Consider the following 25,674-nt stretch of genomic DNA (forward strand, 5'->3'; position numbering starts at 1 on the left):
GCGCATGGCTCTCGAGACCACCCTCATCCTTTTCAAGCCCGACGCCGTCGCCAAAAGCCTCGTCGGCACCGTTCTCGCCCGCTTTGAGAAGGCTGGCTTCAAGATCCGTGGCATGAAGATGCTCTTCCTCACCGACGAGCTCCTCGCCGACCACTACTCGCACATCGCCGACAAGCCCTTCTTCCCGTCGGTGCGCGAATTCATGCAGGAAACGCCGGTCATCGCCCTCGCCTTGGAAGGCGACGATGTCATCGCCAAGGTCCGCGACCTCCTCGGCCCCACCGATTCCAAGGCCGCCGCCCCGGGCACCATCCGCGGCGACTTCGGCGACAAGGAAGGCGACGCCAAGATGCGCAACGTCTGCCATGCTTCCGACAGCACCGAAGCGGCCGAAGCCGAGCTCAAGCGCTTCTTCAAGGACGGCGAGGTGTTCTGAATCCCGCACCGGATTTCATCCAAAGGCCGCTCCCCGCACACCGGGGCGCGGCCTTTTTCGTATCAGCGCCGGCGCCACCAGGCCGCCAGCAGGCTGCCGATGATGCAGTGGTAAACGGCGGAGATCGCCGCCGGCACCGGCGCCAGCGCGTACTCAGCGAAATGCTTGGTGGCCAGCGCGCTGCCGAGGCCGCTGTTCTGCATGCCGACCTCGATCGACACCGTCCGCCGCAATGATTCGTCCTGCCGGAACAGCCACATCGCCAGGTAGCCGAAGCCGAAGCCCGACGCGTGCAGCAGGAACACCGACAGGAACAGGGGGCCCGCCGCGCGGGCGATCTCAGCCTTTTTCAGCGCCACGATGCAGCCGACAATGAGCACGATGACCAGCACGCTCAGCACCGGCCCGGCGGCGCCCACCGCCCGGCGGACCTTCTCCGGATGCCGCAGGCGGCCCACCGCGGTGTTCACCGCAATGCCGGTGACCAGCGGCAGCAGCACCACCAGCAGCATCGATTGGAACAGGGCCGCGGCATCGACCGGCAGGTATTTCCCCGCCAGCCACTTGGTCAGCAGCGGCGTCATGACCACCGCCGCAAAGGTGGAACACATGGTCATCAGCACGCTCAAGGCGACGTTCGCCCGCGCGAGGTAGCAGATGACATTCGAAGCCGTCCCTCCCGGGCAGCACGCCACCAGCACCAGCCCGAGCGCCAGTCCCGGTTCGAGGTGAAACACCCGCGCGATCAACCACCCGCTCGCGGGCATGATGATGAACTGCGCGAGCAAACCCGCGGCCACCGCGGCGGGACGTTTCGCGACCGCGGCGAAGTCCGCCAGCCGGAGCGTCAGCCCCATGCCCAGCATGATCAGCCCCAGGCCGGGCTCAATCCATGGCCGGAACCAGATCCAGTCGTGCGGCCGCAGCCACGCCCAGCCACAACCGAGCACAATCCATAACGGAAACGCCGCGGCGAACAGGGCACAGAGACGGAACGACATGTTTGAAACCGCCAGAAGCCCGAAAAGCCAGGGACGGTCAATCTCGGGATCGTGTCACCATGACGAGAAACGGCGACGGCCGCAGGGTGTCGGTGCGCCGGCTGACCTCGCAGCGGAAAGCATCGGCCGCCAATGCCCCTCCCCATGCCAGCACCGCGTCGCTTTCCTCGTCGCCCCCCGGATGACCCGGGTAGCAGACGATGGTCAACAACCCGCCAGGCCGGAGCGCCTCCAGCGCTTGCCCCAGGGCGGCCAGCGTTTCCTCGGTCCGGGTGATCACCGCGTGGTCGCCACCGGGAAAGTAGCCCAGGTTGAACATCACCGCCGTCACCGTGCCGCGACCGGCCGTCTCCAACAGCCGCCCGTGCGACGCCTGATGCAACTCGACCCGGCCGGACAAGCCCGCGGCCTCCAGGCGCATCCGCGTCGCATCGATCGCCGCCGCCTGGATGTCGAAGGCGATCACCCGCCCGTCCTCTCCCACCCGTTCGGCGAGGAAGAGCGTGTCGTGGCCGTTGCCCGCGGTGGCGTCGACGGCGAGGTCGCCGGCCCGCAGCACCGCCGTCACCTCGCGGTGGGCGCGTGCGGTCGGTCGCTCGGATGGGCTCGGCATGCCGCGACTTTCACCGTCCTCCCGGCCCCGGCAAGTCCCGATCAAGCCCGCGCCTTGACCCACGGGGAAATCCGCGCACGCTAGAACCACTGGATGTCCGCCCACCTGAAAACCCTGCAAGCCCACGCGAAAAAGGCCCTCAAGCCCGCGGTCCAGGGCCATCTTTCGCCAGCCGAACGCATCGCCCTCTACAAGCGCTTCCTCAAGATCGAGGAACACCGCATCAAGCTCCATCACCGCGCCGGGGCGGGCGGCCTGGAAACCGCCCATGCCCGCGCCGGCTTGCTCGATGTCGTGCTGCGTTCGCTCTTCGACCTCGCGCTGTCCAAGCGCAAGGACGCGCCGGTGATCGGCCTGGTGGCGATCGGCGGCTATGGTCGGGGCACGCTCAATCCTTGTTCCGACATCGACATCCTCTTCCTCCTGCCGCGCGCGTCCAACAAGCTGCCGGCCGACCTCACCTCGCTGGTGCAGGAAATCCTCTACCTGCTGTGGGACGTCGGCTTCAAGGTCGGCCACGCCTGCCGCTCCGTCGCCGAATGCATCCAGCAGGCCAAGGCCGACCAGGAGAACAAGACCGCCCTGATGGAAGCGCGCCTGATCGCCGGCGACAAGAAGTTGTTCGCCGAGTTCCAGGCCCGCTTTGAAAAGGAATGCATCGCCAAGGGCCAGGCGGCCTTTTTCGAGCTGCGCCGCCAGGACCTCGTCAACCGCCACGAAAAGTCGTCCAAGACCGTGTTCCTTCAGGAGCCGAACGTGAAGGAGAGCTGCGGCGGGATGCGCGACTACCACAACATCTGCTGGGTCGCGCGGGTGAAGCTCGGGGCGAAAAGCCTGCGCGAACTCGTCGACGACCGCCTCCTGACCGCGGCCGCACTGCGCAACATCGAGGCGGCCTACGACTTCCTCAACCGCGTCCGCAACGAGCTCCACTACGATGCCGGCCGTGCCAGCGACCAGCTGACCTTGCGCCTGCAGGGCGTCGTCGCGACCAACTTCCGCTACCCGCAGCGCAGCATCCTGCGCCGCACCGAGGCCTTCATGCGCGACTACTACCGGCACACGCGCGCCCTCTACCGGCACACCGAGTCGCTGATGGAGACCTTCGAGATCGATCAGGAAACTCGCGCCGAATCCGGGCTGAAGTCCTACCTGATGGTCCGCAAGAAGAAGCGCGAGGAGTTCGACGGCTTCGTCGGCCGCGACGGCCGCATCTTCCCGCAGAACAACAGCATCTTCAAAGAGGATCCCCATCGCCTGATGCGGCTCTTCCAGCACTGCCAGGTGCGCGGTCTGCGGCTCAGCCCGGCGATGCGCAAGCTCGTCAAGGCCCACCGCGAGGACATCGGCCGCCCCTTCTGCTACTCGAAGACGAACCGCGAGACTTTCCAGGCCATCCTCGAACGCAAGGGCGACGTCGCCCGCACGCTGCGGCAGATGCACCGCGTCGGCTTCCTCGGCCGCTACCTGCCGGAGTTCGGCGCGCTCGACTGCCTGGTCCAGCACGAATTCTTCCACCGCTACACCGCCGACGAACACACCCTGCGCTGCATCGAGGAACTCGACGCGCTGGTCGGCAGCGAAGAGCCGAAGAAGCAGATCTACCGCCGCCTTTTCCACGAAGCCGAGGACCCCTACGCGCTCTACCTCGCACTGATCCTCCACGACACCGGCCGCGCGGAGAACGTCCGCGAGCACACGGACGGCTCGGCGATGCTGGCCTCCAAGCTCTGCAACCGCCTGCAGGTCCACGGCCCGCGCCGCGCCCTGATCATGTTTCTGGTGGACCACCACCTCACCTTCTGGCGCTTCGCCACCACCCGGAACATCGAGGACCCCGACGTGGTCGCCGAGTTCGCGCGGATCGTCAAAACCAAGGCCCGCCTCGATCTCCTGCTGTTGTTCAGCTACGCCGACTCCAACGGCACCAACACCGAGACCTGGTCGAGCTGGAAGGAAACGCTGATGCTCCAGCTCCACTCGAGCACCCGGATCTTCCTGTCGGAAGGCCGCGAGCGCTACGCGGCATCGATCCGGACCGAAAAGAAGGAGCTCAAGGAACTCGCCAAGGCGCAGCTCAAGCCGGAAAAACACACCGCCCTCGACGACCATTTCAAGCGGATGCCGGAATCCTATTTCCGCTTCCGCAGCCCTGCCGCCGTTGCATCGCATGTGAAGGCCGTCTACCGCCTCGCTCCTCCCGCGGAGGACAACACCTTCGAATGCTCGCTGCAGTGGCTCGACAGCCCGGAGAAGGGCTACACCGAGCTGGTGATCGCCACCCGCGACCAGCCGCTGCTGCTGGAAAAGATCTGCTGCGCCCTCGCCTCCGAGGAGCTGAACATCCTTTCGGCCGACTTCTTCACCCGCACCGATGGCGTGGTGCTCGACCTGTTTCGCGTCTGCACCACCAACTTCGAGCCGGTCTCCGACCTCAACCTGCGCAAACGCTTGTCATCGACCCTCAAGGAAGTCGGCCAGCTGGCGAAGTACGAGCACGCCCGTTATTTCCGACGCAAGCCGAACCTGCTCCGGCCGAAGGACGATCATGGCATGGCCTTCCCCGTCCGCGCCTACGTTTCCAATGATCTCCATCCCACCTACACCGCGATCGAAGTCCAGGCGGTGGACCGGATCGGGCTGCTCCACGACCTCTTCCACGCCATCAACAGCCACGGCCTCAACACCGCCAATGCGCGGATCTCCACCGAGAAGGGCGCCGCGATGGACACGATCTACATCACGACGCACGACGGCAAGAAGGTCTACGACGAGAAAATCCTGCAGCACCTGCAGCAGACCGTGGAGACCCTGATCGGCAAAAAGGATTGAGGCTGCTGAGCTTCCAAGGAAGCCGCCCGGCGATGGGAAAAACCTGGGAATAAGTTTCTCCGGGTACGGGTCATTTCTGGCTGGCCAAAATCCATCGACCCGTCACCTTCCGGGACCCGTCGGCGAGCTTCGGTTTGTAGACGGGAAGCGGATCACCAGGCCGTCGCTACCATTGAGGCTGATCTCCGGGGGGATTTCAGACGTCAGGGCGACCGGACAGGCCCGCAAAAACCAGAAAAAGGCGTGAGTCGGAATTCCGGGGGGGATAACGGCTCACGCCTTTCTACTTTATCACCGTAGTTGCCGGAATTCAGGGCACCCTGGCGAACGGGTTCGCCGTCATCCGGTCATTCACCTCGTCCGGCATCCAGGTCCAGGGATCGACCCCCTTCTCGGTGAAGACCGCCAGCCCGATCACCCCGACGTTGCGGTGCTCGCCATGCGCCAGGTTCGCGTACGATCCGGACACCGTGGAGAACTTGAACCGCGCCACGGTGTCGGGGCTGGTCCGCCAGCCCTTCACCTCCAGCGTTTCATCGGGAGCGATCACGTAGCCGCGTTTCGAGAAGCCCGCGGTCTTGCCGTCGATGACATCGAGCCCGTCGACGCTCAGCACCACCTCGAGCCGGCTCTTGCAGCGGTTCTTGAGGTAGATGGAATAGCTCCCGTCCCGCTTGCCGACCACGAACCGCTTGGAATTCCGATAGGTATCGTAGGTGGGCAGGAAACCGAAGCCGCCCTTGATCCCCCACTCGACCATGTTCCCGGCGGCGGTCTGGATCCCGTCCACCTTGCTTTTGTAGCCGGTCATCGCGTCGATGCCTTCCCGGTTGTTGTAGTAGATCACCCCGGTGCCCGCCGGCTTCGACGAGGCGCGGACGAAGGACTGCCGGTTCCACGGCGAGCGGGTCGACTCCCCGAAGCCGGTGGCGAGCCCGGGACGTTCCTGGGCCGCCTTCCGCGGCCGCGGCGAGGAGTCCGCCTTCACCGATGGCGATGCCAGCGCCTCGCCCGGTGCGATGTAGGCATCCGAACCGGCATAGGGACCGTCGTTGACGGCGCAACTCGCCAGCCACAGGGCCGAAGCCAGCGCGAGACCGATCTTGCCGCCGCAGCCGGCGATCCCCTTGGTGTTGATCATGCATTTCATGGTGCTGGATTTCCAGCATTTGAACAACCCGCCGTCAATCTCTTTGTGCTATTTTTCCAACATTTTAATTGCAGCTTTTCCAGCACCCTCTACGTTGCACCCCATGAGCAATGCTGAAACCCTGGCAAGGCGCGAACGTCAGGTCATGGAGATCCTCTACCGCCGCGGTGAGGCGACCGCCCAGGAGGTGATGGATGACATGGCCGACGCGCCGACCTATTCCGCCGTCCGGGCACTGCTGGCGACGATGCTGGAAAAGGGACTGATCTCCCACCGCAAGGAGTCCCGGCGCTATGTCTACCGTCCCGAGGTCCCGGAGAAGAAGGCCAAGCGCTCCGCGCTGAAGCAACTGCTCTCCACCTTCTTCGAGGGCAAACCCGAGAACCTCGTCGCCGCCCTGCTCGACCCCAAGGACCAGCAACTCAGCAAGGCCGAGATCGAGAGGATCAGGAAGCTGATCGGCCCCCAAGGGTAACTTTCCCGCCATGAAGTGTCGCCTCTGGATCGCCCTGCTTCCCGCAGAATGACCAGATTAATACCATGTTCCTTTCCTCCATCGCGTTTTCCGTGATCGCCACCGCCACCGTGTGGTTCGCGGGCAGGCGTGACGAGGCCCGCGACCCGCGGCTCACGCTGCTGGTGCTGGTCCTGCTCGCCGCGTTCCCGCTGCTTTTTTTCCTGCCGACCTTGGACGTCCTCCCCCCCGCCCCTTCGAACCCCGGCGGCGAGGCGCGATGGCTGCGGTGGCTGCCCTGGATCTGGGGTGCAGGCGTGGCGATCGCATCGTTGCGGCTGGCGGTGGCGTTGACCGTCCTACATCGCTGGAGGAAGCAGTCCCGGCGGATCGAAGCGCGCGAAGCGGGCGACGCGCTGGTGGACATCCGCGAACTGGATGCGATCACCAGCCCGGTGGCCGCGGGAATCCTGAAGCCGGTCGTCTTCGTCCCCGCCTCCTGGCACGACTGGTCCGCGGAAACCCGCGAGACGGTGCTGGCCCATGAGATCACCCATCACCGGCGGAAGGATCCCCTGCTGAGAGCGACCGGCGCCATCGCCTGCGCGCTGCACTGGTTCAACCCGCTGGTCTGGTGGATGGCCCGGCGCCTGGGCGACCAGTGCGAATATGCCTGCGACGAGCAGGTGGTGGCCGGCGGGCTCGGGGCCGAGCGTTATGCGAATGTCCTGTGCGATCTGGCGGCCTCGACCCCTTCACCCGCCACCGCGCTGGCCATGGCCCACGAGAGCGGGCTTGAGGCACGGGTGAAGCGGATGTTCTCCGGCACCCCGCGCGGTTCCGCCGCGGCGCTGATCGCCCTGGTCGCGCTGGCCGTAATCACCGCCCTTGGCCTCGCGATGATCCGCCGCGCCGACCCGCCCGCCAAACCGGCGATCCCGATGGAGGAAATCCAGCTGCGCCTGAATGCCGATCCGTTCCCGGGAAACTGATCCACACGGAGTTCCTCCGGTCATGACGGCACGAAAAAGCCCCCGGGCCGCGACCCGGAGGCTGGAAGGGAAAGGCCGGGAAACGGCTTACTTGGCGTATTTCACGCCGCAGCCGTAGGGCTTGGTCTTGGCGGTCTCGACGGTCTGGCCGGCGAGCACGGCATCCAGGGCCGCGGCGACGTAGTTGTCGGACGAGGCGATGTCCGCCGCGTCGACCGAAGCCTTGGAATCGATCGCCCCGTTGTAGGCAACCTTGCCATCCTTGCCGATGACGATCATGTGCGGGGTGGTCTTGGCATCATAGGCGTGGCCGACCTTGCCATCGCTGTCGATGACGATCTGGCTCGCCTTGCTGCCTTCCTTGGCGCTCTTGGCCGCCAGCTCTTCGCCCGGTAGATAGCCCTGTTGGCCTTCAGCGGAAGAGTTGACGGAAATCCACACGACGTCCTTGCCGGTGTAAGTTTCCTGCAGCTTCTGCATGTTGCCGCTGCCGTAGTGCTTCTGGACGAAGGGGCAGGAATGGTTGATCCACTCGAGGACCACCACCTTGTCCTTGTAGTCGGAGAGCGAGACTTCCTCGCCCTTTACGTTTTTCACGGTGAAGGCGGGTGCCGCATCACCGGGTTCGACGGCGTAAGCGGTGGCGCTGCAAATCATGGCACCGAGCACGGCGCCGAGGAACGTGTTGTTTTTCATGATGATGTGGGTAGGGGATTCTGTTGCGTTGGAGACGGTGGCGAGGGGCGGGAAGCTGTCTAATGAAAATCCCGTCACTTGTCCGCGCGCCAGGACACGAGCACCGGCCGGTCGAGTTTTCCGCCCGCCAGCACGACCTCAAGGAGAGTCGCCGGACCGTCGGCGTATTCACTTTTTTTCACAACCGCCGTCCACGCGTCGCGTGTACGCCCGATTTTGATCGGGTCCGAGGGATCGACGACATCGGGCGTGGCGGGAAACGCGGAAACACCGGCCAAATCGATTCCGTCGGCATCGAGGAACATCAAACTCAACGAATCGCCGTTCTCGACCACCTTGAATCCCAGCTCCTTCGGCTCCGGGATCTTCCTGCGGGCTTCCGCGATCACCGTCGCAGCGGCACCCGCCTTGGCGTCTCCCTGCGGCAGGCTCAGTGACAAGCTCACGTCACCGGGCACGCAGGAACTTTCGTTGCAGGTCAACCAGGCAAGCTCGAGCTTGCACTCCGCCTCCCCCGTCGCACCGGACGGCGGCAGGAGATCGACCAGGTAGACCGCCTCGCCCTCGTAGCCGAAGCCGGGCAGGTCGCCGGTCATGAAGCGCTTCGGCACCGGTTGCCGCAGTTCGCCGGCCGTCCATCCCCCGGGCAGGCTCCAGGTCGCCTTCAGCGGCATGCCGCCGACGCCGGGATTGATCCAGTAACTGTGCCAGCCCGGTTCGATCTTCAATTTGACTGCCACCGGCACCGCCTTCCCGGGTTGGTAAGACTCGACCCCGGCAAGAACCTCGGCCTCGGCATGGCCCGACTTCTCGCCCGCCATCAACGGGGCCACCAGCGGCAGCCCCGCCGCCAACACGATCAGTTGTTTCATCCCGGCCATCTAAAGCGCGGATCGCCGGCCGGGCCACCGATTTTCCGCTCACTCCAGCTTCTGCTTCGCGGCGAGTCCCCGCTTCTCGCGGCGGTAGGCGGTGGGCACCTGGCCCATGTGCTTGCGGAACTGCCGCGAAAAGTCGCTGTGGTCGTAAAAGCCCGACTCCAGTGCCACCTCGGTGATCGGCAGGTTCGAGCCGGCCAGCAGCTCGCAGGCCTTGATCACCCGCATCCGCATCAGGTAGCTGCGCGGCGTGGTCTGAAAGGTCTTGCGGAACTTGCGCTCGAACTGTCGCACCGAAAGCCCGGCGATCTCCGCCAGTTCGGAAACCTCCAGCCGCTCACGGAAGTTCGCCTTCAGGTGCTCGGCCACGTCCGCCAGCTCGAGGTAGGGCTGGATGGCTGCCCGCTGTTCCTCGTAGCTGCGCACCGTCCCGCACACCCCGCAGACCTCGCCGTTTTCCGCGAAAAGCGGCAGCTTGTCGGTGATGAACCACTCCGGCCGGCCCTCGGAATTCGGGAACAACTCGATCAGGCCGAGCAGCGGCTGGTGGGTCGTCATCACCTTCTCGTCGTCGCGATGATACTTCTCCGCCAGCCGTGGCGGGAAGATCTGGTGGTCGGTCAGGCCGACGATCTGTTCCTCCTTCTCGAAGCCGCAGCGCTTCACGAAAGCGGGGTTCCCCATCATCAGCCGGCCTTCCCGGTCCTTGGCGAAAAACAAGGTGCCCTGCAGGAAGTCGAAGAGCTGCCGGAATTGTCCCGGGGGCAGGGCTTCCATCCACCGGCGGCGTTCGTTAGGATTGTCCACTGGCAAAAACATACAAGCCGATCCCGCAATCCTACAAGCTCTCTGATCAATTCTGATTCAATTTGAAAACCCGAACGGTTGGGGCACGTTGCGACCCCCCGACGGTTCCAACCGCCACCCAAGACCATGCAAGCGCTCCGCTTATCAATCCTCCTGCCACTCGCCGCCCTCGGCGCGCTGCTGGCCAAACCGATGATCGTTCCGAAACCCGAGGCGCGCCGTCTCGAGGTGCTGTTCTTCGGGGCACCCACGGCCAACGGGCCGCATCACGACCCGGTCGTCCGCTACCGGATCATCAAGCGTCACCTCGGCACCGAAGGGATCGACTTTACCTACACCGAGGATCCCGCCGAGGCGTTCAACGGCAAGACCCTCGCCCACTACGACGCCCTCCTGATGTACGGCAACTGGGAGCAAAACGGCCCGCTGCCGGCCGAACAACTCTCGGCCCTGACCGACTACGTCGAAGGCGGCGGCGCCTTCCTCCCGATCCATTGCGCCTCGGCCTGCTACGGCGGATCCCCCGAGTTCATCAAGCTGGTCGGCGGCCGCTTCAAGAGTCACGAGAGCGGCGAGTTCAAGGTCACCCCGGTGAACCGCAGGCATCCGATCATGCAGGGCTACCAGGGCTTCAAGGCCTGGGACGAAACCTACGTCCACGACCAGCTCACCGATGACCGCGTGATCCTCGAACGACGCGAGCAGGAGCCGTGGACCTGGGTCCGCGAACAAGGCAAGGGCCGCGTCTTCTACACCGCCGCCGGCCACGACAACCGCGTGTGGGACCAACCGGAGTTCCACAACCTTCTCAAGCGCGCCATTTTCTGGAGCGTCGGACCGGAAAAATACAATCTTCTCCGCTCCCTGAAGCTGCCGAAGCTGGAACAGGAGGAGGCAAAACTTCCGGGCTACCTCAAGCGCGAGCTGATTACCAAGGCGCAGAAGCCGCTGTCGCCCGAAGAGTCGATGAAACTCGCCCAGGTGCCGGCCGGGTTCGAGCTCTCCTTGTTCGCCTCCGAACCCGACATCGTCAACCCGATCTACGTCAACTGGGACCACAAGGGTCGCGCCTTCGTGATCCAAACGACCGACTACCCCAACAGCCTGCACGACGGCACGATGGGCAACGACAAGATCATCATCTGCGAGGATCGCAACGGTGACGGCCAGGCCGACAAGTTCACGACCTTCGCCGACAAGCTCTCCATCCCCACCTCGCTGGTCTTCGCCGACGGCGGCGTGATCGCCACCAACTGCCGGGAAGTCCTTTTCCTCAAGGACACCAACGGCGACGACAAGGCCGACGTCCGCAAGGTCCTGTTCAGCGGCTTCGGCGTCGGTGACACCCACGCCGGCGTGTCGAACCTCCGCTACGGCCACGACAACTGGATCTACGCCACCGTCGGGTATTCCGGCTTCAAGGGCGAAGTTGGCGGCGAGCGCCACGAGTTCAGCCAGGCGGTCTTCCGCTTCAAGAGCGACGGCTCGAAGCTCGAGGTCCTGCAGAACACCACCAACAACACCTGGGGCTTTGGCACGACGTCCGACTTCGACGTGATGGGTTCCACCGCCAACGCCAACCCGTCGTTTTACATCAGCCACCCGCAGGCGGCTTACGCCAGCGCCGGCATGCAGGCACCCCGCACCCCGCGCGCGGACGACAACCCGATCTTCAACCCCAGCTCGGCCGACATCCGCCAGGTCGACCAGTTCGAGCGCTACACCGCCGGTGCCGGCCACGCCTTCTACACCGCGGAGCGCTTCCCGGAGTCTTGGCGGGAAAAGACCGCCTTCGTCACCGAGGGCACCGGCAAGCTCGTCGGCACCTTCGACATCACCCGCGAAGGCGCCGGCTACAAGGCGGTCCAGCGCTACAACAACCTCTACAACAGCGCCGACGCCTGGTCCGGCCCGGTCTGCGCCGAGGTCGGTCCCGACGGCGCGATGTGGGTCTGTGACTGGTACAACCTGATCATCCAGCACAATCCGACGCCCAGCAAGCAGTCGTCCGGCCTCGACGCCCGGAACGGCAAGGGCAACGCCTATGAAACGCCGCTGCGCGACAAGCAACACGGCCGCGTCTACCGGATCTATCCGAAGGGCAGCGCCGACGACAAGAACCCCGGCCTCGACCCCGCGAAGCCGGACACCCTGCTCGCGGCGCTCGAGCACTCCAACCTCTTCTGGCGACTCCATGCCCAGCGACTGCTCATCGAAAGCGGCAACAAGAGCCTCGCCCCGCAACTCGCGAAGATCGCCGCCGCCGGCGACCGTGGCTCGGCCCACGCCGTCTACGCGATGGCCGGACTCGGGATCCCCGACGACGACACGGTCCACAACGCGCTAAACTCGGGCATCCGCTCGCTGCAGCGCGCCGGCATCCATGTCGCGACGCCGCAGCAACTGCGCGATGTCTTTGTCGCAGACGGCAAGATCCTCGTCCGCGGCGACCGCGAACTCGCCGAGGCCCTGGTCGCCCTGTCGGACGGCCCGGTCGACCCCGCCGTCGGCAAGGCGATCTTCCACCTGATCACCGCCGATGAGCAACGGATCACCTCGGACACCACGCTCAAGGACGCGTGGCGCATCGCCGCCAGCCGTCAGGCCCCAGGCGTCCTTGCCGCCGCTTCGGCCGTCAATTTCGGCGGTGTCGACAGCACGAAGGAATCACCCAACCTGCTGCCCAACCCCGACTTCTCCGAGGTCGCCGGCGGCAAGCCGACCGGCTGGACCGATCTCCGGACCTACGGCGGTGCCCGTGGCGGCGACGTGAAAGTCACCGCCTCGCCGCTCGGTCGCGATGGCAGCATGTGTCTCTCCATCTCGTCCGCCCAGCCCACCGACTCCGGGGTCGCGGTCACCATCCCGGTCAAGCGCCGGACCGGCTACCGCCTGACCGCCTGGATCAAGACCATCGACCACAAGCCCAACGGCAACGGCCCCGGCGCCCTCCTCAACATCCACGGCGGCGAGCGCACCAACAGCGTGAAGGGCACCAACGACTGGACCCGCGTGTCGGTCGACCTCGACTCGGGCGATCGCTCCGAACTGCTCATTCACGCCTTGTTCGGCGGCTACGGCGGCGCCACCGGCACCGCCCTTTATGACGATGTTTCGTTGACCGAGATCGCGGGTGGCGGCGGTGCCACGGGCATGGTCCAGCAGGTTGCCTCCCACTTCGCCTCCACCGCCGGCGACGACGCCAAGAAGGCGCTCGCGGATGCCATCGCTGCCACAGACAATGCCTTCACCAAGCAGCTCCTTGCCGACCTCAACGCGACCCCGGCGGCTCCGGCGACGCCGACGGAAAAGAAGTTCAAGGTCGACGATGCCGTGCACGAGCGCGGCAAGGCGGTTTATGACCTGACCTGCATCGCCTGCCACCAGCCGACCGGCCAGGGTGTCCCGACCGCCTTCCCTCCGCTCGACGGCTCGGAGTGGGTGACCGGCGACCCGAGCGTGCCGGTCCGCATTGTCATCGGCGGCCTGCAGGGTCCCGTGAAGGTCGCCGGCCAGGACTACAACAATGTCATGCCGCCGCACGTCGATCTCGACGACCAGAAGATCTCCGACGTCCTGACCTTCGTCCGCCAGAGCTGGTCGAACGACGCCGAGGCCGTCACGCCGGCTCAGGTGAAGGAGATCCGCGCAAAGTACAAGGACCGCACGACGCCTTGGACCGCGAAGGAACTCGGCCACTGAGCAAGACCTGCATCAAAGGGCGGCGGGAGCATTCTCCCGCCGCCCTTCTCGTTTCACCCGTGTCCGTTTACCACCGGACCTCGATGCCCGCATAGACACCGCGGCCGTCGCCGGGAAGAAACTGCCGCTGATCCTTGCCGTTCGCATTCTCGATCACCCCCGTCGTCGCGGCATACCGTTCCCCGGTGAGGTTCTTGCCTTCCACGAACCAGGAGATCCCGTCTTCCACCCGGCGGCCGAACTTGAAGCCGACCAATGCGTAGGGATCCGCCGCATAGGTGTTGCGGTGGTCGATCCACGACTTCACGGGTACCCACTCGAAAGTCGGTCCGGCATACCAGCCGCTGTCGTTTTCCCACATCAACTCGCCGCGGACCCACTGCTCGGGGAGACCGGCGATCCGGTTGTCTCCGTACACCGGGTCATTGTGGAACCGGAAGTCCCCGTAGGTCCAGGCGCTGCGGAAAACGAGACGGTGCTCCGGAGCCGTATCCCACGGGCCGCCCAGAAGATCGATCTCGCCCGCGAACTCGATGCCCTGGTGGACGGTCCGGTTGGCATTGATCGTCCCGGTCGCTCCCACCGGAGCCGGCGCGGGCAACTGCACCGTCAACAACTCGTCCTCGATCTCCGAGTAGTAAAGCGACAGGTCCCACGCCGCCGGGCCCTTCTCGCCGCGGCTGCCGAGTTCGAAGGTGGTCGCGGTCTGGGCCTCGTTCGCCACCACTGCCGTGCCGGACTCGCTGAAGGACGGCGGCTCGTAGCTGCCGCTGACGTTCCCGTAGACCTGGATGTCGCTCAGGTCCCAGCGCAGGCCGATCTTCGGCGCGATGTTTTCATAGGTGCGATTGTAGCTGCTGTTAGAGGGAGTGGGGCCGAAGAGCCGCTCGTTCTCACGCAGGTTCCGCGACGCCGCGGCCCCGAGGACCCCGGTGAGGCCGGGCACAAGTTCGATCTGGCTTTCAACGAAGGCCTCCAGGTTGGTGGCGGTCTGCCGGTTCCTTTGCAGCAGGGCCCCGCGGTCACCCGAGAGATTGGCGTAGTTCGAGGACATCGTGCGCCCGCGCTGGAACATGACTCCGGCCCGGAACAGCTGCTCGCGGCCCCACAGGTCGCCGGTGTGGGTGAAAGCCATGCGCAGCAGGCCGTCGTTGGATTCCTGGTCGATGACCTGGTAGATCGGGTGATCCAGATCCTTGTAGGTCCAGGCACCGATCAAATCCAAGGTGCTGTCGCCGTTGACCACCGTCGTTTTGCTGGCGATCCGGAACAACTCGAAATCGCGTTTCTGGTCCAGGGCGATGTTACCGGGCGCCGCCATCCGCGGGTCGAGTTCGAGCTCCGCTTTGGTCAGGTTCCCCGGCAGCTCCGAGTCCGTGATGACCGAGGTCACGAACACGCGGGTCTCGACGTTATCCGCGGGCCGCCAGCCGAAGTTGGCGAACAACCGCTGGTTGTTTTGATCCGCGTGTTTCCGGAAGCCCTCCTGCGACTGCTGGGAGAGACTCACGAACACGTCGCCCGCCCCTCCGTTGAACCCGCCGTCGACCCTCGCCCGCAGGTAGCCGAAGGAGCCGGCTTCCACGCGGGCCGAATAACCCGGCGAACTCACACCGGTGTGGGAAACGTAACCGATCGCCCCGCCGAGCGTCGACGAACCGAAGGGCAGCGCGTTCGATCCGCGCCAGATGTTGATGGAGTCTGTCGATAGAGGGTCGATCGCCTGGAAGTCGAAGCCGCCGTCGGCCAGGTTCAACGGCACGCCGTCCTGCATCAACCAAAGCCCGCGGCCGTGGAAGGTGCGCTGCAAACCGGATCCGCGGATCGACAGGCGGGCTTCGTCCGAGCCGAAGCGCGGCTGGGCGAACACCCCGGCGGAGAGCGCGAAGGTGTCGGCGACGGTGCTGGAGCGGCCGGTCAGGTAGCGTTCGGCATCGACGACCTCGACACCACCGGGCGTCTTTTCAAGTTCCTCCCGCCGGGTCGTGGACGACGTGACAGTCAGGGATCCGGATGATCCGGCATCGACCACCATCGGGTCGAGCAGTTCGGGGGACTGGGCCGGGGCGACGGGGAATCCGCCAAGTCCGGCGGCAATGCAAATGGAAGTTTGGAAATGATTCATAGGTTGATGAGCGGGCGCGCCGGCACGGCGGACCCGGGTGGGGAATGCAAGGCAACGGGCACACCTTCCCGACGGGAGGTCTGCTCTCGGTCACGGCCGTCGGCAAAGGGACGACCACGGGGTTTGCATCAGGCCGCGGCTCGCGGCGGCGGCACCGGCGGGGACTGCCCGCCCTCATCAAGCGCCGGATCCAGCCCGGCAAAGGTCACGGCCGGAGCCGCGGTGAATCGCGGGGGAGACACCGTGACCACGGTCACGGGAATCAGCTCAAGCAACTTCGTCGCGCCGGCCGGCAACGCGGGCGTTTCCCCGCGGTCGTGCCGCTTCGAGTCGGCGATCTTGCAACACAAGGCACAGGGCTTGTCACCGCTGAAGGTGTCGATGGTGCCCTTCAGCAAGCCGTCCTGCTGGGTGTAGCGGACCAGCATCCCCGCCCAGGCGATCGACTGGACCAACAAATACGGGCCCCCGGCCAGATGCAGGCAGCCGAGGGAGACGAGCAAAAGCTGGAAGAACCTCTTCAGGACGCGAATGCAGTAGAAGCCGGCCGGGGGGCGCTCAAGGAGAATCCCCGGCCAAAGGATCACCGCCCGATCACGTGGACGCCCTTCTTGCTGCCGGCGGCGAACTCGAGGTTGCCGTCGCCGTCCAGATCGACCGCGATCACCTGGCAGCCGACGCCTGAGTCGTTGTCGATCACTTCGGGCTGCCATTTCACGCCGCTGCCCTCCTTGCGGTTGAAAAAGACCACGGCCAACGCCGGGTCCTTGGCGCCGGGGTCGTGACCGTTGTGCGCCCAGAAGCGCTTGCCGGTCGCGAAGTCCATCCGACCGTCCTTGTCGAAATCCCCCGCCACCATCGCGTGCAGCTGGCTGAACTGCAGCCCGCCCTCGCCGGTCTTGGCGGAGTCTTCCGGGAGGATCTCGTGTCGTCCGAAGCTCACCGTGTCGTCTTTCGCCCCGCGGTTCTCGTACCAAGCCAGCCCGTAGCCGTGGCCGTTGAGGCTGGTGACCAGGTCGTTGTCCCCGTCGCCGTCGGCATCGAAGACCAGCATCTGCGCGCCGCCCGGCCCGGCAAATGGCTCCTTGTGCCATGTCCATGCCGCCCCCTTCTCGGCCGGCTGCTCGAACCAGCCTTCCTTCTCGATGATGTCCACCTTGCCGTCGCCGTTGAGATCGCCGGCGCCGAGACCGTGGGTGTAGGGAGAGTCGGTGCGCTTCTCCGAGACCGGGACAAAGCTCCACGGCTTGGTGACGTCGCTCCAGTCCACCGTCGCGTAACCGAATTTCCCGCCCTGCATGCAGACCAGGTCCTTCTTGCCGTCGCCGTCGACGTCGGTCCACAGCGGACTCTCGGTCGCGGCCTCCGTCATCACCCGGTGGGCCGGCCAATCGCCCTCCTTGCCGGGATTCAGGTAGAGGGTGATGTCCTTGCCCGGGTGGCTCGCCATCAGGATGTCGTTGCGGCCGTCGCCGTCGAGATCGTCGACCCAGCTCAGGAAGGAGTCCTCCATGTAGCCGTCGATCGGCACCGCGTGGCCGGGACGGTAGAGTTTGCCCTCCTTGAAGTCCGGCCCCTTGAACCAGAACGCGCCGGCCACAAGATCCTTCACCCCATCGCCGTCCAGGTCGCCCGCGGCCAGGCCTTCGGTGAGGAAGTCCTTGGTCAGCACCTGCTTGCGCCACCCCGGTTTCGCCGGATTCTGCGCGAGGGAGGCAGCGAGGACGAGCAATCCGGCGGGGACGACGAGGGTGTGGGCTTTCATGAACCGGAGGAAACGCGGCACCGCGGACCCACCTTTCGCTGCAGACAGGATGGCTTGATACATCCGCCGCTTCCCGCTCGTCTTGAAGTCACCATGAATCTCCGGATCAGCCTGCTCACGATCGCCCTCGCCTGCCCCGTTTTCGCCAAGGATGCCCCTGCCCTGCCGGCGGAGCTTTCGGCCTATCAGCTCGACCCGGCCCCGGCACCCGCCGGGCTGCTGCTCAAGAAAGGCGACAAGCTGGCGATCTGCGGCGACTCGATCACGGAGCAGAAACGCTACTCGGTGATCATGGAAGCCTACCTCACCGCCTGCATGCCGGAGCTCGGCATCACCTGCCGCCAGTACGGCTGGAGCGGCGAGCAGGCCGGCGGATTCCTCGGACGGATGGAGAGCGACGTCCTGCGCTTCGAGCCGACCATCGCCACCACCTGCTACGGCATGAACGACTTCCGCTACGTGCCCTTCGACGAAGCGATCGCCGCGGAGTACCGCAAGAACGAGACCGCCATGATCGGACTGTTCAAGAAAGCGGGAACCCGCGTCTTGTTAGGTTCGCCGGGCATCATCGACACCGTCCCGCACTGGGTGAAATCGGCCGCGGGCACCAAGGAGGATCTCAACCTTTCCCTCTCCAAGTTCCGCAACATCGGCATCGACATCGCGGCGGAACAGGACGTCACCTTCGCCGACGTCTACCGGCCGATGTTGCTCGCCAACCACGCCGCCCACGCGAAGTACGGCCCCGACTTCATGGTCGCCGGCAAGGACGGCGTCCACCCCGGCTGGGCCGGCCAGGTCGTGATGGCCTACGCCTTCCTGAAAGGCCTGGGACTCGACGGCGACCTCGGCACCATCACCTACAACGCGGAAACCGGCGAAGCCGCCGCGACCGGCGGCCACGAGGTGCTCCGCGGGGAGAACGGCAACATCACCCTCAAGAGCAGCCGCCTGCCCTTCAGCCCGGGTCCCGGGGACGTCGCCAACGACGACTCGATGGCCGCCGGGCTCGCGCTGGTGCCGTTCGACGACGAGCTGAACCGCCTCACCCTGAAAGTCGTCTCGCCGGCCGCCGCGGAATACAGCGTGACCTGGGGTGAATCCACCCGCACCTACAGCGGCAGCGAACTGCAGACGGGCGTCAACCTGGCCAAGGACTTCGCGAACCATCCGCTGGTTCCGGCCTTCAAGAAGGTGATGGACGCGGTGAGCGCCAAGCAGAACTACGAGACCCGCCAGATCAAGGACCTCGCCCACGGCCCGGAAGGACGCGCCGACCTTGAGGCCACCTTCGCGCTGACGGAAAAGGCCCGCGCCCCGCTGGCCGCGGCGGTGGAGGAATCCCTGCTGCCGACCGAGCACGTGATCACCATCAAGGCGAAGTAGCGCGACGTTTCACGTTGCGAAGGGAAACATCGCCGCACGCCCACCGGGGTCCGGAGACCACTTTGGGCAACTTCGGAGAGTGCGTGGAATCGCGGCTGGAATGAAGGCAACGACGGCATCTGCCGGTTCCCGCCGCCCACGGACGCAATTTGAAAAATCGCGCTACTTCGCCGGCTCCGCGTTGCCGGCCGGAAGCACCTCGCCTCTGGCCTTCTTCTTCAAAAGCTCCTTCACCGCCAGCACTCCGCCGATCGCCATGAAGGCGAGCGCCATGCCGTAGAACTTGTACAGCGCCGACATCTTGTCGGCGGCGAAGCCATAGTTGTGAAGGCCGACCCCGAGGAAGTTGACGTGCCACCACGAGAACGCCACGACGATGCCGCCGAAGATCGCGCAAAGGTGCAGGCCCCATTCCTTGATGAAGCCGCCGATCCGCGCGTGGAGAATGGCCAACGACCAGAGCACGATCATCAGCGCACCGTTCTCCTTCGGGTCCCAGCCCCAGAAACGACCCCACGAATCGTTCGCCCAGATCCCGCCGAGCACCGTGCCGATGAGCGAAAGCACCAGTGTCAGGCATACGCAGCCATAGACCGCGCGGGTGAGCGACCGCCGCAACGACGCATCGCCACGGTCCAGTCCCACCAGCCGCAGCAGCACATACACCATCGACAACAGCATCGTGATCAGTCCCGCGGCGTAACCGAGCGTGATGGTGATCACGTGGATCGTCAGCCAGTAATTCGACCGCAGCACCGCCACCAGCGGATCGAGGTGGTCCTTGCCCTCGAAAACCTCGAAGCGGCGGGCCAGCACGATCAGGAAGGCCGCGAAGATCGGCGTGATGCCGACCACGAAGCGCTTCTTGGTCATCCACTCGACGGCAAGCCCGAAAGCCACCATTGCCGCACAGATGAAGATGATCGTGTCGTAGAGGTTCCCGACCGGAGGACGCATCATGATGATCGAGCGCTTCGCGATCGGGATGACCATGTAGACCAAGCCCAAGGCGAGGAAACCGAAGGTCGTCCAGTAGGCCACGTTGCCGGCGCGCGAGCGCCCGGTGAAGAACATCACCGCCGAAGTCACGGTGGCGAGGAGGAACCAGACCAGCGCGTAGATGAACCAGTTCTTCTTGAAATAGTCGGCTTCGAGCGGGATCGAGCGGTACTCGCCGCGCGCCTTGGCGCGGACCACGACGCTGTCCTCCAGCGCCTTGAATTTCTCCCGGAAGACCGGCTCGCCGTCCTTCAACGAGGTGGCGAGGTCTTCCAATAGTTTGATGTCGGTGATCGACTGCTCCGGCTCGCGGGTGGTGCCGGTGAAGATGTTGAAAATCCGGCCGCCCGCGCTGATCCAATCCTCGTCGTCCTTGTTGGCCGGAGGAAAGAGATTCAAACCGAACTTCGCCGAATTCGCCGCCTGCTCGATCAGCACGCTGATGGTCTGCACCTCCTGCGACAACGGTTGGCCGTTGTGGGCGTTCTGGAACTCCTGGCGGATCTTCGGGGCCGCGGCCATCACCTCGCTGACCGGCAGGACCTTGCCCTCGGTCGACGCGGAGGAAGGCAGCAGGCCGTTGCGGGCGAAGTCCATGTAGCCCACCAAGAACTCGAAAGTGCGGATGGCGTAGACCTGCTCGAGCGTTTGCTTCTCCAGCGGCTGCAGCAGCTTGGGATCCTGCTGGTTGATCTGATCATACGAGGCACCGAGCTGCTTGAGCTTCTCGAGTCCTCCCGCGAGGTCGTTGTAGCTGTAGCGGTCGCGACGGCCTTTCACCTCGATCCCGGCGGCAGCGAGGACCTCGGAATTGTCGACGCGGAAGGTCGGCAGCTCTTTCGCCAGCTCGGGACGGAACAGGCAGTCGAGCATCCAAGCGAGCGGCTTGATGCGGATCGTCTCGCCGCCCTCGCCGATGATCTCCATCGAGCGGGCGCCGTGCAGACCGAGCATGCTGAAGCCGGCGTAGGTGCCCAGCGGTTTGACCCGGCCGCCGTCCTGCACCGGCAGCAAGGAGGCGAGGTCCAGCGTTTCCTGGTCCCAAGGCTTGTAATTCGCGACCGTGCGCACGTCGCCCTCGGGGCGATTGTCCTTGATGGCGGTCGAGAGGATCCAGCCGACCGCGAGGATCCCGAGGGTGAAGACGATCCAGCGTCCGATGGTGGCATTCATATCACGCTTGGGTGGCGGGGTTCGATTTGCGGCGGACCAGGAAGATCCACAGCTTGCTCACGAAGTGCACGCAGAGGCCGAGGCCGACGACGTAAATACTGTACTCCGGCCACTTGTCGGACGGGTTGCGCACGACTTCAAATCCGGAGATCGTCGATTCGCCGTCCTGGCCCTGCACGCTGCTCATCATCGTGCGCTGGAAGAAGGTCAGGCCGCCGTAGCGCATCGGCTCGTTCATCTCGATGAAGACGCTGGACTCGCGGCCGTCCTCGATGCGCGTGATGTCGCTTTCGAAAAGCTTCGGCCGCCGCGTGTTCGGGTGGTTCTTCGAGCGGGCGTCGTCGAGCCGCACCTGGAACGGCACCGGCCAGACGCGCTTGCGGAGGCTGACGACGAAAGTCCGGCCGTCGGCGATCACGGTGAAGGGCGCGCGCTCGGCCACCGCGAGCAGGAAGACCTTGCCGGGTTCGCCGTTGCGCGGCAGCACGCGGGCGTGGAGGCCCGGGGCATCGGCCTCGGTTTCAAGATTCGGGTCCTGCGAGAGGAGGAACCAGCCGTCCACCACCGGCTCGCCGCGCTGCGGGGCCATGCTGGCGGTCGACATCGGCCGGGCGTTCTGGATGTAGGCCTGGAGCTGCAGGTCGAAGGGCAAGGCGGGCAGCCGGACGGTGCGGGTCTCGTCCCCCTCGAGGTCCTTGAAATAGGCATCCGTGACGAAATGCACCGGCCCGAGCGGCTTGCCGTCCTTGACCTCGGTCACTTCGACGACGGTCTCGGTGAAGGCTTCGGCGTAGTCGGCGATGTGCGGGAAGGCGTCGTTCTCCTTCTCGCTGAGCATCATCACCCCGCGCTCCTCCTTGAGCTGGGCGACGCCGCCGGCGACGATCATGAAAATGATGCCGAAGTGCGCCATCAGCACGCCCGCGGTCTTCCAGCCCTTGCGCATGCGGACGATGCCGCCGAGCGTGAGGTTCAGCACCAGCAGGGCGCAGACCCAGTAGCCGCCGGGCAGGGGCGGCAGGTATTTACCGGCCAGATCTTCGGACAAGACCCCGGCGTCCGGCCAGACGATGAACTTGCTGTAGTGGAAATACTTCTGCAGCGTCATGTGCAGGCCGGCATCGACCTGTTCCATGGTCGCAAGCCAGGTTTCGACCATCAGGATGACCAGCAGCGTGGTCGCGAGGCCGAGTCCCGACAGCAGATTGAAAATGCGGACGGGGATGGACGGCGGATCGGCGGGACTCATCGGGGCGGCAGGTTACGGAATGCGGGCGAAAGGTCATTCACCCCGTTTGCGGAGCGTGGCGGCGAAGGTTTTCAGTGCCTCCTTTTGCGCCGCGACCTCGTCGGCGGGGCCGGTCATTTTCACGGTGATGATCCGTCCCGCATCCTCGGCGATCAGGCCATACAACGCCTGGTTCGAGCGCGGCGGCTGGCCCATGCCGGGCAAGTAGTCGCCGGTGGCCTCCACCCACACGCCCTTGGCGCCGGTGACCTCGCCTTTTTCCAGGGCATCGATGCCCGCCTGGTCGAGCGCGGCGGCGCCGAACTGGCCGAGCCAGCGGTTGACGTTGCTGGGGATGTCGCCCGCCGACATGCCGACGGCGATCTCGCTGCCGGTGCCAAAGCGGTAACTGAGCAGGCGGAACGACGACGGCGGCTGCGCAAGCCAGTCGGACGGAACCACCCCGGCGATGAACGGGCCGGTGCCCGGCGGCTGGAAGCGGTCGTTGCTGGTCGCGTCGACCCGGGGGTTCTCGTCGATCATCGTCAGCGGACGGCTCTCGTCGACGGTCACTTCAGCCGGCTTGTCGCAGGCCGCCAGCAGCAGCGCCAGCGCGCCGCAAGCCGTGAATCCCGGGGTTCTCATCGCGCTGCCGATAACCGTGCGATTCGCGACGCGCAAGGGCATTCCGGCCCGCTTCTTTCCGCTTTCCGGGGTCAACATGCCTCCCCTACGGTGCCCCCACGTGAGCGCTATCCGCTATTTCAACCGCCACCGTAACCAACTCGAAACCGAGCAGGTCTACGGCGAGGGCTTCCTGAAATTCAGCTACCAGAACCCGCTCGGCGCCTTGCCGCTGCACGTGATGGTCAAGCGCGCCGGCTTTTCCCGCTGGTATGGCAAGCGGATGGACGACCCCGCCACCCGGGCGAAAATCGCGCCCTTCATCGCCAAATACGGCCTCGATCCGGCGGAATTCGCCGATTCGCCGGAGAGCTACGCCAGCTTCAACGAGTTCTTTTACCGCAAGCTCAAGCCCGAAGCGCGGCCGATTGCAGACGCCAAGGCCGTCTTCCCCGCCGACGGCCGTCATCTCGGATTTCAAAAGGCCAGCGGGATCGAGGGAGTTTTCGTCAAAGGCCAGAAATTCGACCTCGGCCGGCTGCTCGGCGACGACTCGCTGGCATCGCGCTATGCCGACGGCTCGCTGGTGCTGTCGCGGCTGTGCCCGGTCGACTACCACCGCTTCCACTTCCCGGCCACCGGCACGCCCGGCGAGGTGAAACTGCTCAACGGCCCGCTGTTCTCCGTCTCGCCGATCGCCCTGCGGCGGAACCTCGGCTACCTGTGGGAGAACAAGCGCACGCTCACCAAGCTGACAACAAGCGCCATCGGCACGGTGCTGCTGCTGGAAATCGGCGCCACCTGCGTCGGCTCGATCCTGCAAACCTTCACCCCCGGCCAGCCGGTGCAGAAGGGCGACGAAAAGGGTTACTTCGCCTTCGGCGGGTCCTCGACGATCACGATCTTCGAGCCCGGCGCGGTGACGCTGGCCGAGGACCTGGTGAAATGGTCGTCCGAGCAAACCGAGCTCTACGCCAAGGTCGGCACGGCGATGGCTGAGTAATCGGGAGACACCACCTCGGTGGCAATTGACTCATGCGTAAAACACCGGGGTTTTCCAGACGCGGCACTCACACGATACATCTAGGCGACATGCTGTGACAAGAAGCCGAAAAGGAAGATCAAGATCAGACACGAGAGGAAAGAAAACGTCATCCTCAGCCACCGCATCTGCTCTCTCCGACGTTCTGCAATCCAGGCGCTCATCAATCCAATCGCGGGCGACGAAATCAGAAAAAACAGCGTCAGAACGCGAATAACCTCCTGCCCGAGGATTCCTTCCAAAGCTGGCATCCGGATCCCCAAGCATGCACCCGCCCCGACGAGCGGCAGGGCGGTTAGAATGGTAAACCAGGGAACACGTTCACTTGCGCCGAAGTGCAACCAATCCCCCGAAGGAATCACCTTCATCGGTTCGACCGCGGCGACCCATTCGAACACCCATGCCGAACAGGATTCCCCGGGGCCAAGCAGCACCTCGGATTTCAATCTCCGGTATTCGCCCCCTTGCAACTCCCCCGCTGACAGCCCCTCGAACTCGTCGAGTTCCCTCAACAATTTCGGCCCCACCTTAAAAACGTCTCCCCTCACCTTCCCGGCACCCTCATCCAAGACCAGACCCGGATACCATGAGATGGCGTAGAGGTACCCTCGCACGAACCCCTCCCCCACGAACTCCGCGCCTTCCATCCGGAAGGCATTCGAGCCGCCGCGGCGGAGGGTGCCGTAGACGAATACCAGCTCAGACCCGTTGTCCGACTTCGTCATTGAGGTAGAGCTTCAGGTCATCGAGCCCTTCCTCCAGTTCGGCGGAGATCGGGATGACCCGCACTTTCGGGAAGCGCTGTTCGAAGGCCTTCAGGTTCTCCTCGGCACCGTCCATGTCCATTTTGTTGGCGACGACCATCCACGGAAAGCGGCCGAGCTCCTCGTCGTACTCGCTGATCTCCTTGCGCAGGATCTGCACGTCGGAAATCGGGTCGCGGCCCTCGCTGCCGGCCATGTCGACGACGAACATCAGCAGGCGGCAGCGGGTGATGTGGCGCAGGAATTCGTGGCCGAGGCCGCGGTTCTCGTGCGCGCCCTCGATCAGCCCCGGGATGTCGGCGACGGTGCAGCGGCGGAATCCGCCGAACTCGACCACCCCGACCGAGGGTTGGAGCGTGGTGAAGGGATAGGCCGCCACCTTCGGGTGGGCGTGGGAGAGCTTGCCGAGCAGCGTCGACTTGCCGGCATTCGGGAAACCGACCAAGCCGGCATCGGCGATGCGACGGAGCTCGAAATAGTAGACCCCGAACTCGCCTTCCTCGCCGGGCGTCGACTCGGTCGGTGCGCGGTGCGTCGGGGTGGCGAAGTTCGAGTTCCCCATCCCGCCCTTGCCGCCCTTGCACAGCACGAACTTGTCGCCGTACTCAGTGAGGTCGGCGACCGGTTCCAGGTCGATCCCCTCGTCGCTGCGCTCCATTTCGACCGCCTCCTGGATGGTTTCGGCGGTGCACTTGTAGACCACCGTGCCGGGCGGGACCTTGGCGATGATGTTCTTGCCGCCCTTGCCGGTCTTGCGGATGCCGCCGCCGTGGCCGCCGGCCTTGGCGATGAGCTTCGGGTCGTAGTGGAACTGGCGCAGGTTGTCGGTCGACGGGTCGACCTCCAGGATCACGTCGCCGCCCTTGCCGCCGTCGCCGCCGTCCGGCCCGCCGCGGGGGACGTACTTTTCGCGGCGGAACGACACGGCGCCGTTCCCGCCGTCGCCGGCCTTGGCGAAGATGCGGATGTGATCGATGAACATGGCGGGATGAAATGCGGGAACGGCT

The 25,674-nt window shown here is 65.2% G+C and carries 21 protein-coding genes; 7 read left to right on the plus strand and 14 right to left on the minus strand.

Translation table 11 applies throughout. The features are described 5' to 3' along the window. Positions 1–4: 4 nt before the first annotated feature. Positions 5–436, plus strand: coding sequence for a nucleoside-diphosphate kinase (gene ndk / locus IG178_RS20100; RefSeq protein WP_193214376.1), 432 nt, complete (start codon positions 5–7; stop codon positions 434–436). A gap of 62 nt (positions 437–498) precedes the next feature. Here the strand turns inward: ndk and IG178_RS20105 are convergent, their stop codons facing one another. Further along, positions 499–1,437, minus strand: coding sequence for a bile acid:sodium symporter family protein (locus IG178_RS20105; RefSeq protein ID WP_193214377.1), 939 nt, complete (start codon positions 1,435–1,437; stop codon positions 499–501). 37 nt (positions 1,438–1,474) lie between these two features. Further along, positions 1,475–2,050, minus strand: a complete 576-nt coding sequence (gene mnmM / locus IG178_RS20110; protein ID WP_193214378.1) for a tRNA 5-(aminomethyl)-2-thiouridylate-methyltransferase MnmM — start codon at positions 2,048–2,050, stop codon at positions 1,475–1,477. A gap of 93 nt (positions 2,051–2,143) precedes the next feature. On the opposite strand from mnmM, the gene glnD reads away from it, so the two are divergent. Further along, the gene (gene glnD / locus IG178_RS20115) at positions 2,144–4,882 is read left to right on the plus strand and encodes a [protein-PII] uridylyltransferase (protein WP_193214379.1); all 2,739 of its coding nucleotides are present in this window, start codon (positions 2,144–2,146) and stop codon (positions 4,880–4,882) included. Positions 4,883–5,192: 310 nt separating this feature from the next. Here glnD and IG178_RS20120 read toward each other — a convergent pair whose 3' ends face one another. Further along, the gene (locus IG178_RS20120) at positions 5,193–6,032 is read right to left on the minus strand and encodes a hypothetical protein (RefSeq protein WP_193214380.1); all 840 of its coding nucleotides are present in this window, start codon (positions 6,030–6,032) and stop codon (positions 5,193–5,195) included. A gap of 103 nt (positions 6,033–6,135) precedes the next feature. On the opposite strand from IG178_RS20120, the gene IG178_RS20125 reads away from it, so the two are divergent. Next, on the plus strand, positions 6,136–6,507 hold the full coding sequence (locus tag IG178_RS20125; protein WP_193214381.1) for a BlaI/MecI/CopY family transcriptional regulator: 372 nt from the start codon (positions 6,136–6,138) through the stop codon (positions 6,505–6,507). A 65-nt stretch (positions 6,508–6,572) separates the two neighbouring features. After that, positions 6,573–7,478: a M56 family metallopeptidase gene (locus IG178_RS20130; protein ID WP_193214382.1), complete on the plus strand. Its 906-nt coding sequence runs from the start codon at positions 6,573–6,575 to the stop codon at positions 7,476–7,478. A gap of 87 nt (positions 7,479–7,565) precedes the next feature. Here IG178_RS20130 and IG178_RS20135 read toward each other — a convergent pair whose 3' ends face one another. The 3 genes from IG178_RS20135 to IG178_RS20145 all read right to left on the minus strand — a co-directional run bounded on the left by IG178_RS20135 (position 7,566) and on the right by IG178_RS20145 (position 9,829). Continuing rightward, positions 7,566–8,174, minus strand: coding sequence for a redoxin domain-containing protein (locus tag IG178_RS20135; RefSeq protein WP_193214383.1), 609 nt, complete (start codon positions 8,172–8,174; stop codon positions 7,566–7,568). Positions 8,175–8,248: 74 nt separating this feature from the next. Continuing rightward, positions 8,249–9,046 (minus strand): protein-disulfide reductase DsbD domain-containing protein, encoded by a 798-nt coding sequence (locus IG178_RS20140; RefSeq protein ID WP_193214384.1) that lies wholly within the window; start codon positions 9,044–9,046, stop codon positions 8,249–8,251. Between the two features lie 48 nt (positions 9,047–9,094). Then, positions 9,095–9,829, minus strand: a complete 735-nt coding sequence (locus IG178_RS20145; protein ID WP_193214385.1) for an AraC family transcriptional regulator — start codon at positions 9,827–9,829, stop codon at positions 9,095–9,097. A gap of 156 nt (positions 9,830–9,985) precedes the next feature. On the opposite strand from IG178_RS20145, the gene IG178_RS20150 reads away from it, so the two are divergent. Beyond that, complete coding sequence (locus tag IG178_RS20150) at positions 9,986–13,561, plus strand: PVC-type heme-binding CxxCH protein (RefSeq protein WP_193214386.1); 3,576 nt, start codon at positions 9,986–9,988, stop codon at positions 13,559–13,561. 67 nt (positions 13,562–13,628) lie between these two features. Here IG178_RS20150 and IG178_RS20155 read toward each other — a convergent pair whose 3' ends face one another. From IG178_RS20155 to IG178_RS20165, 3 genes are all read right to left on the minus strand, one after another. Then, entirely contained in the window at positions 13,629–15,686 is a 2,058-nt protein-coding gene (locus tag IG178_RS20155) for a TonB-dependent receptor family protein (RefSeq protein WP_193214387.1), read from the minus strand. Positions 15,687–15,814: 128 nt separating this feature from the next. Continuing rightward, entirely contained in the window at positions 15,815–16,273 is a 459-nt protein-coding gene (locus tag IG178_RS20160) for a hypothetical protein (protein WP_193214388.1), read from the minus strand. Further along, entirely contained in the window at positions 16,270–17,451 is a 1,182-nt protein-coding gene (locus tag IG178_RS20165; protein WP_193214389.1) for an FG-GAP repeat domain-containing protein, read from the minus strand. Before IG178_RS20165 ends, IG178_RS20160 begins: the two co-directional genes overlap by 4 nt. Before the next feature lie 93 nt (positions 17,452–17,544). Between IG178_RS20165 and IG178_RS20170 the strand changes: the two genes are divergently transcribed. Continuing rightward, positions 17,545–18,837, plus strand: a complete 1,293-nt coding sequence (locus IG178_RS20170) for an SGNH/GDSL hydrolase family protein (protein ID WP_193214390.1) — start codon at positions 17,545–17,547, stop codon at positions 18,835–18,837. Positions 18,838–18,999: 162 nt separating this feature from the next. Here the strand turns inward: IG178_RS20170 and IG178_RS20175 are convergent, their stop codons facing one another. From IG178_RS20175 to IG178_RS20185, 3 genes are read right to left on the minus strand one after another with little or no spacing between them, the layout of a single operon-like run. Further along, positions 19,000–21,009 carry a cytochrome c biogenesis protein gene (locus tag IG178_RS20175; protein ID WP_193214391.1) on the minus strand — a complete coding sequence of 670 codons (2,010 nt, stop codon included), beginning with the start codon at positions 21,007–21,009 and terminating at the stop codon, positions 19,000–19,002. A gap of 1 nt (position 21,010) precedes the next feature. Beyond that, positions 21,011–22,258, minus strand: a complete 1,248-nt coding sequence (locus IG178_RS20180) for a cytochrome c biogenesis ResB family protein (RefSeq protein ID WP_193214392.1) — start codon at positions 22,256–22,258, stop codon at positions 21,011–21,013. Positions 22,259–22,291: 33 nt separating this feature from the next. Continuing rightward, positions 22,292–22,882, minus strand: a complete 591-nt coding sequence (locus IG178_RS20185; RefSeq protein ID WP_193214393.1) for a hypothetical protein — start codon at positions 22,880–22,882, stop codon at positions 22,292–22,294. A 100-nt stretch (positions 22,883–22,982) separates the two neighbouring features. Here IG178_RS20185 and IG178_RS20190 point away from each other — a divergent pair, with 100 nt between their 5' ends. Beyond that, a complete protein-coding gene (locus IG178_RS20190; RefSeq protein ID WP_343226022.1) occupies positions 22,983–23,864 on the plus strand; it encodes a phosphatidylserine decarboxylase in 882 nt (293 codons plus the stop codon). 80 nt (positions 23,865–23,944) lie between these two features. Here the strand turns inward: IG178_RS20190 and IG178_RS20195 are convergent, their stop codons facing one another. After that, a complete protein-coding gene (locus IG178_RS20195; protein ID WP_193214394.1) occupies positions 23,945–24,628 on the minus strand; it encodes a gamma-glutamylcyclotransferase family protein in 684 nt (227 codons plus the stop codon). Continuing rightward, the gene (gene obgE / locus IG178_RS20200; RefSeq protein WP_193214395.1) at positions 24,603–25,649 is read right to left on the minus strand and encodes a GTPase ObgE; all 1,047 of its coding nucleotides are present in this window, start codon (positions 25,647–25,649) and stop codon (positions 24,603–24,605) included. The genes IG178_RS20195 and obgE overlap by 26 nt, the downstream gene beginning before the upstream one ends. Positions 25,650–25,674 lie beyond the last annotated feature (25 nt).

Origin of the sequence: Neoluteolibacter marinus, from assembly GCF_014904755.1 — a bacterium.
GTDB classification, from domain to species: Bacteria; Verrucomicrobiota; Verrucomicrobiia; order Verrucomicrobiales; family Akkermansiaceae; genus Haloferula; species Haloferula marina.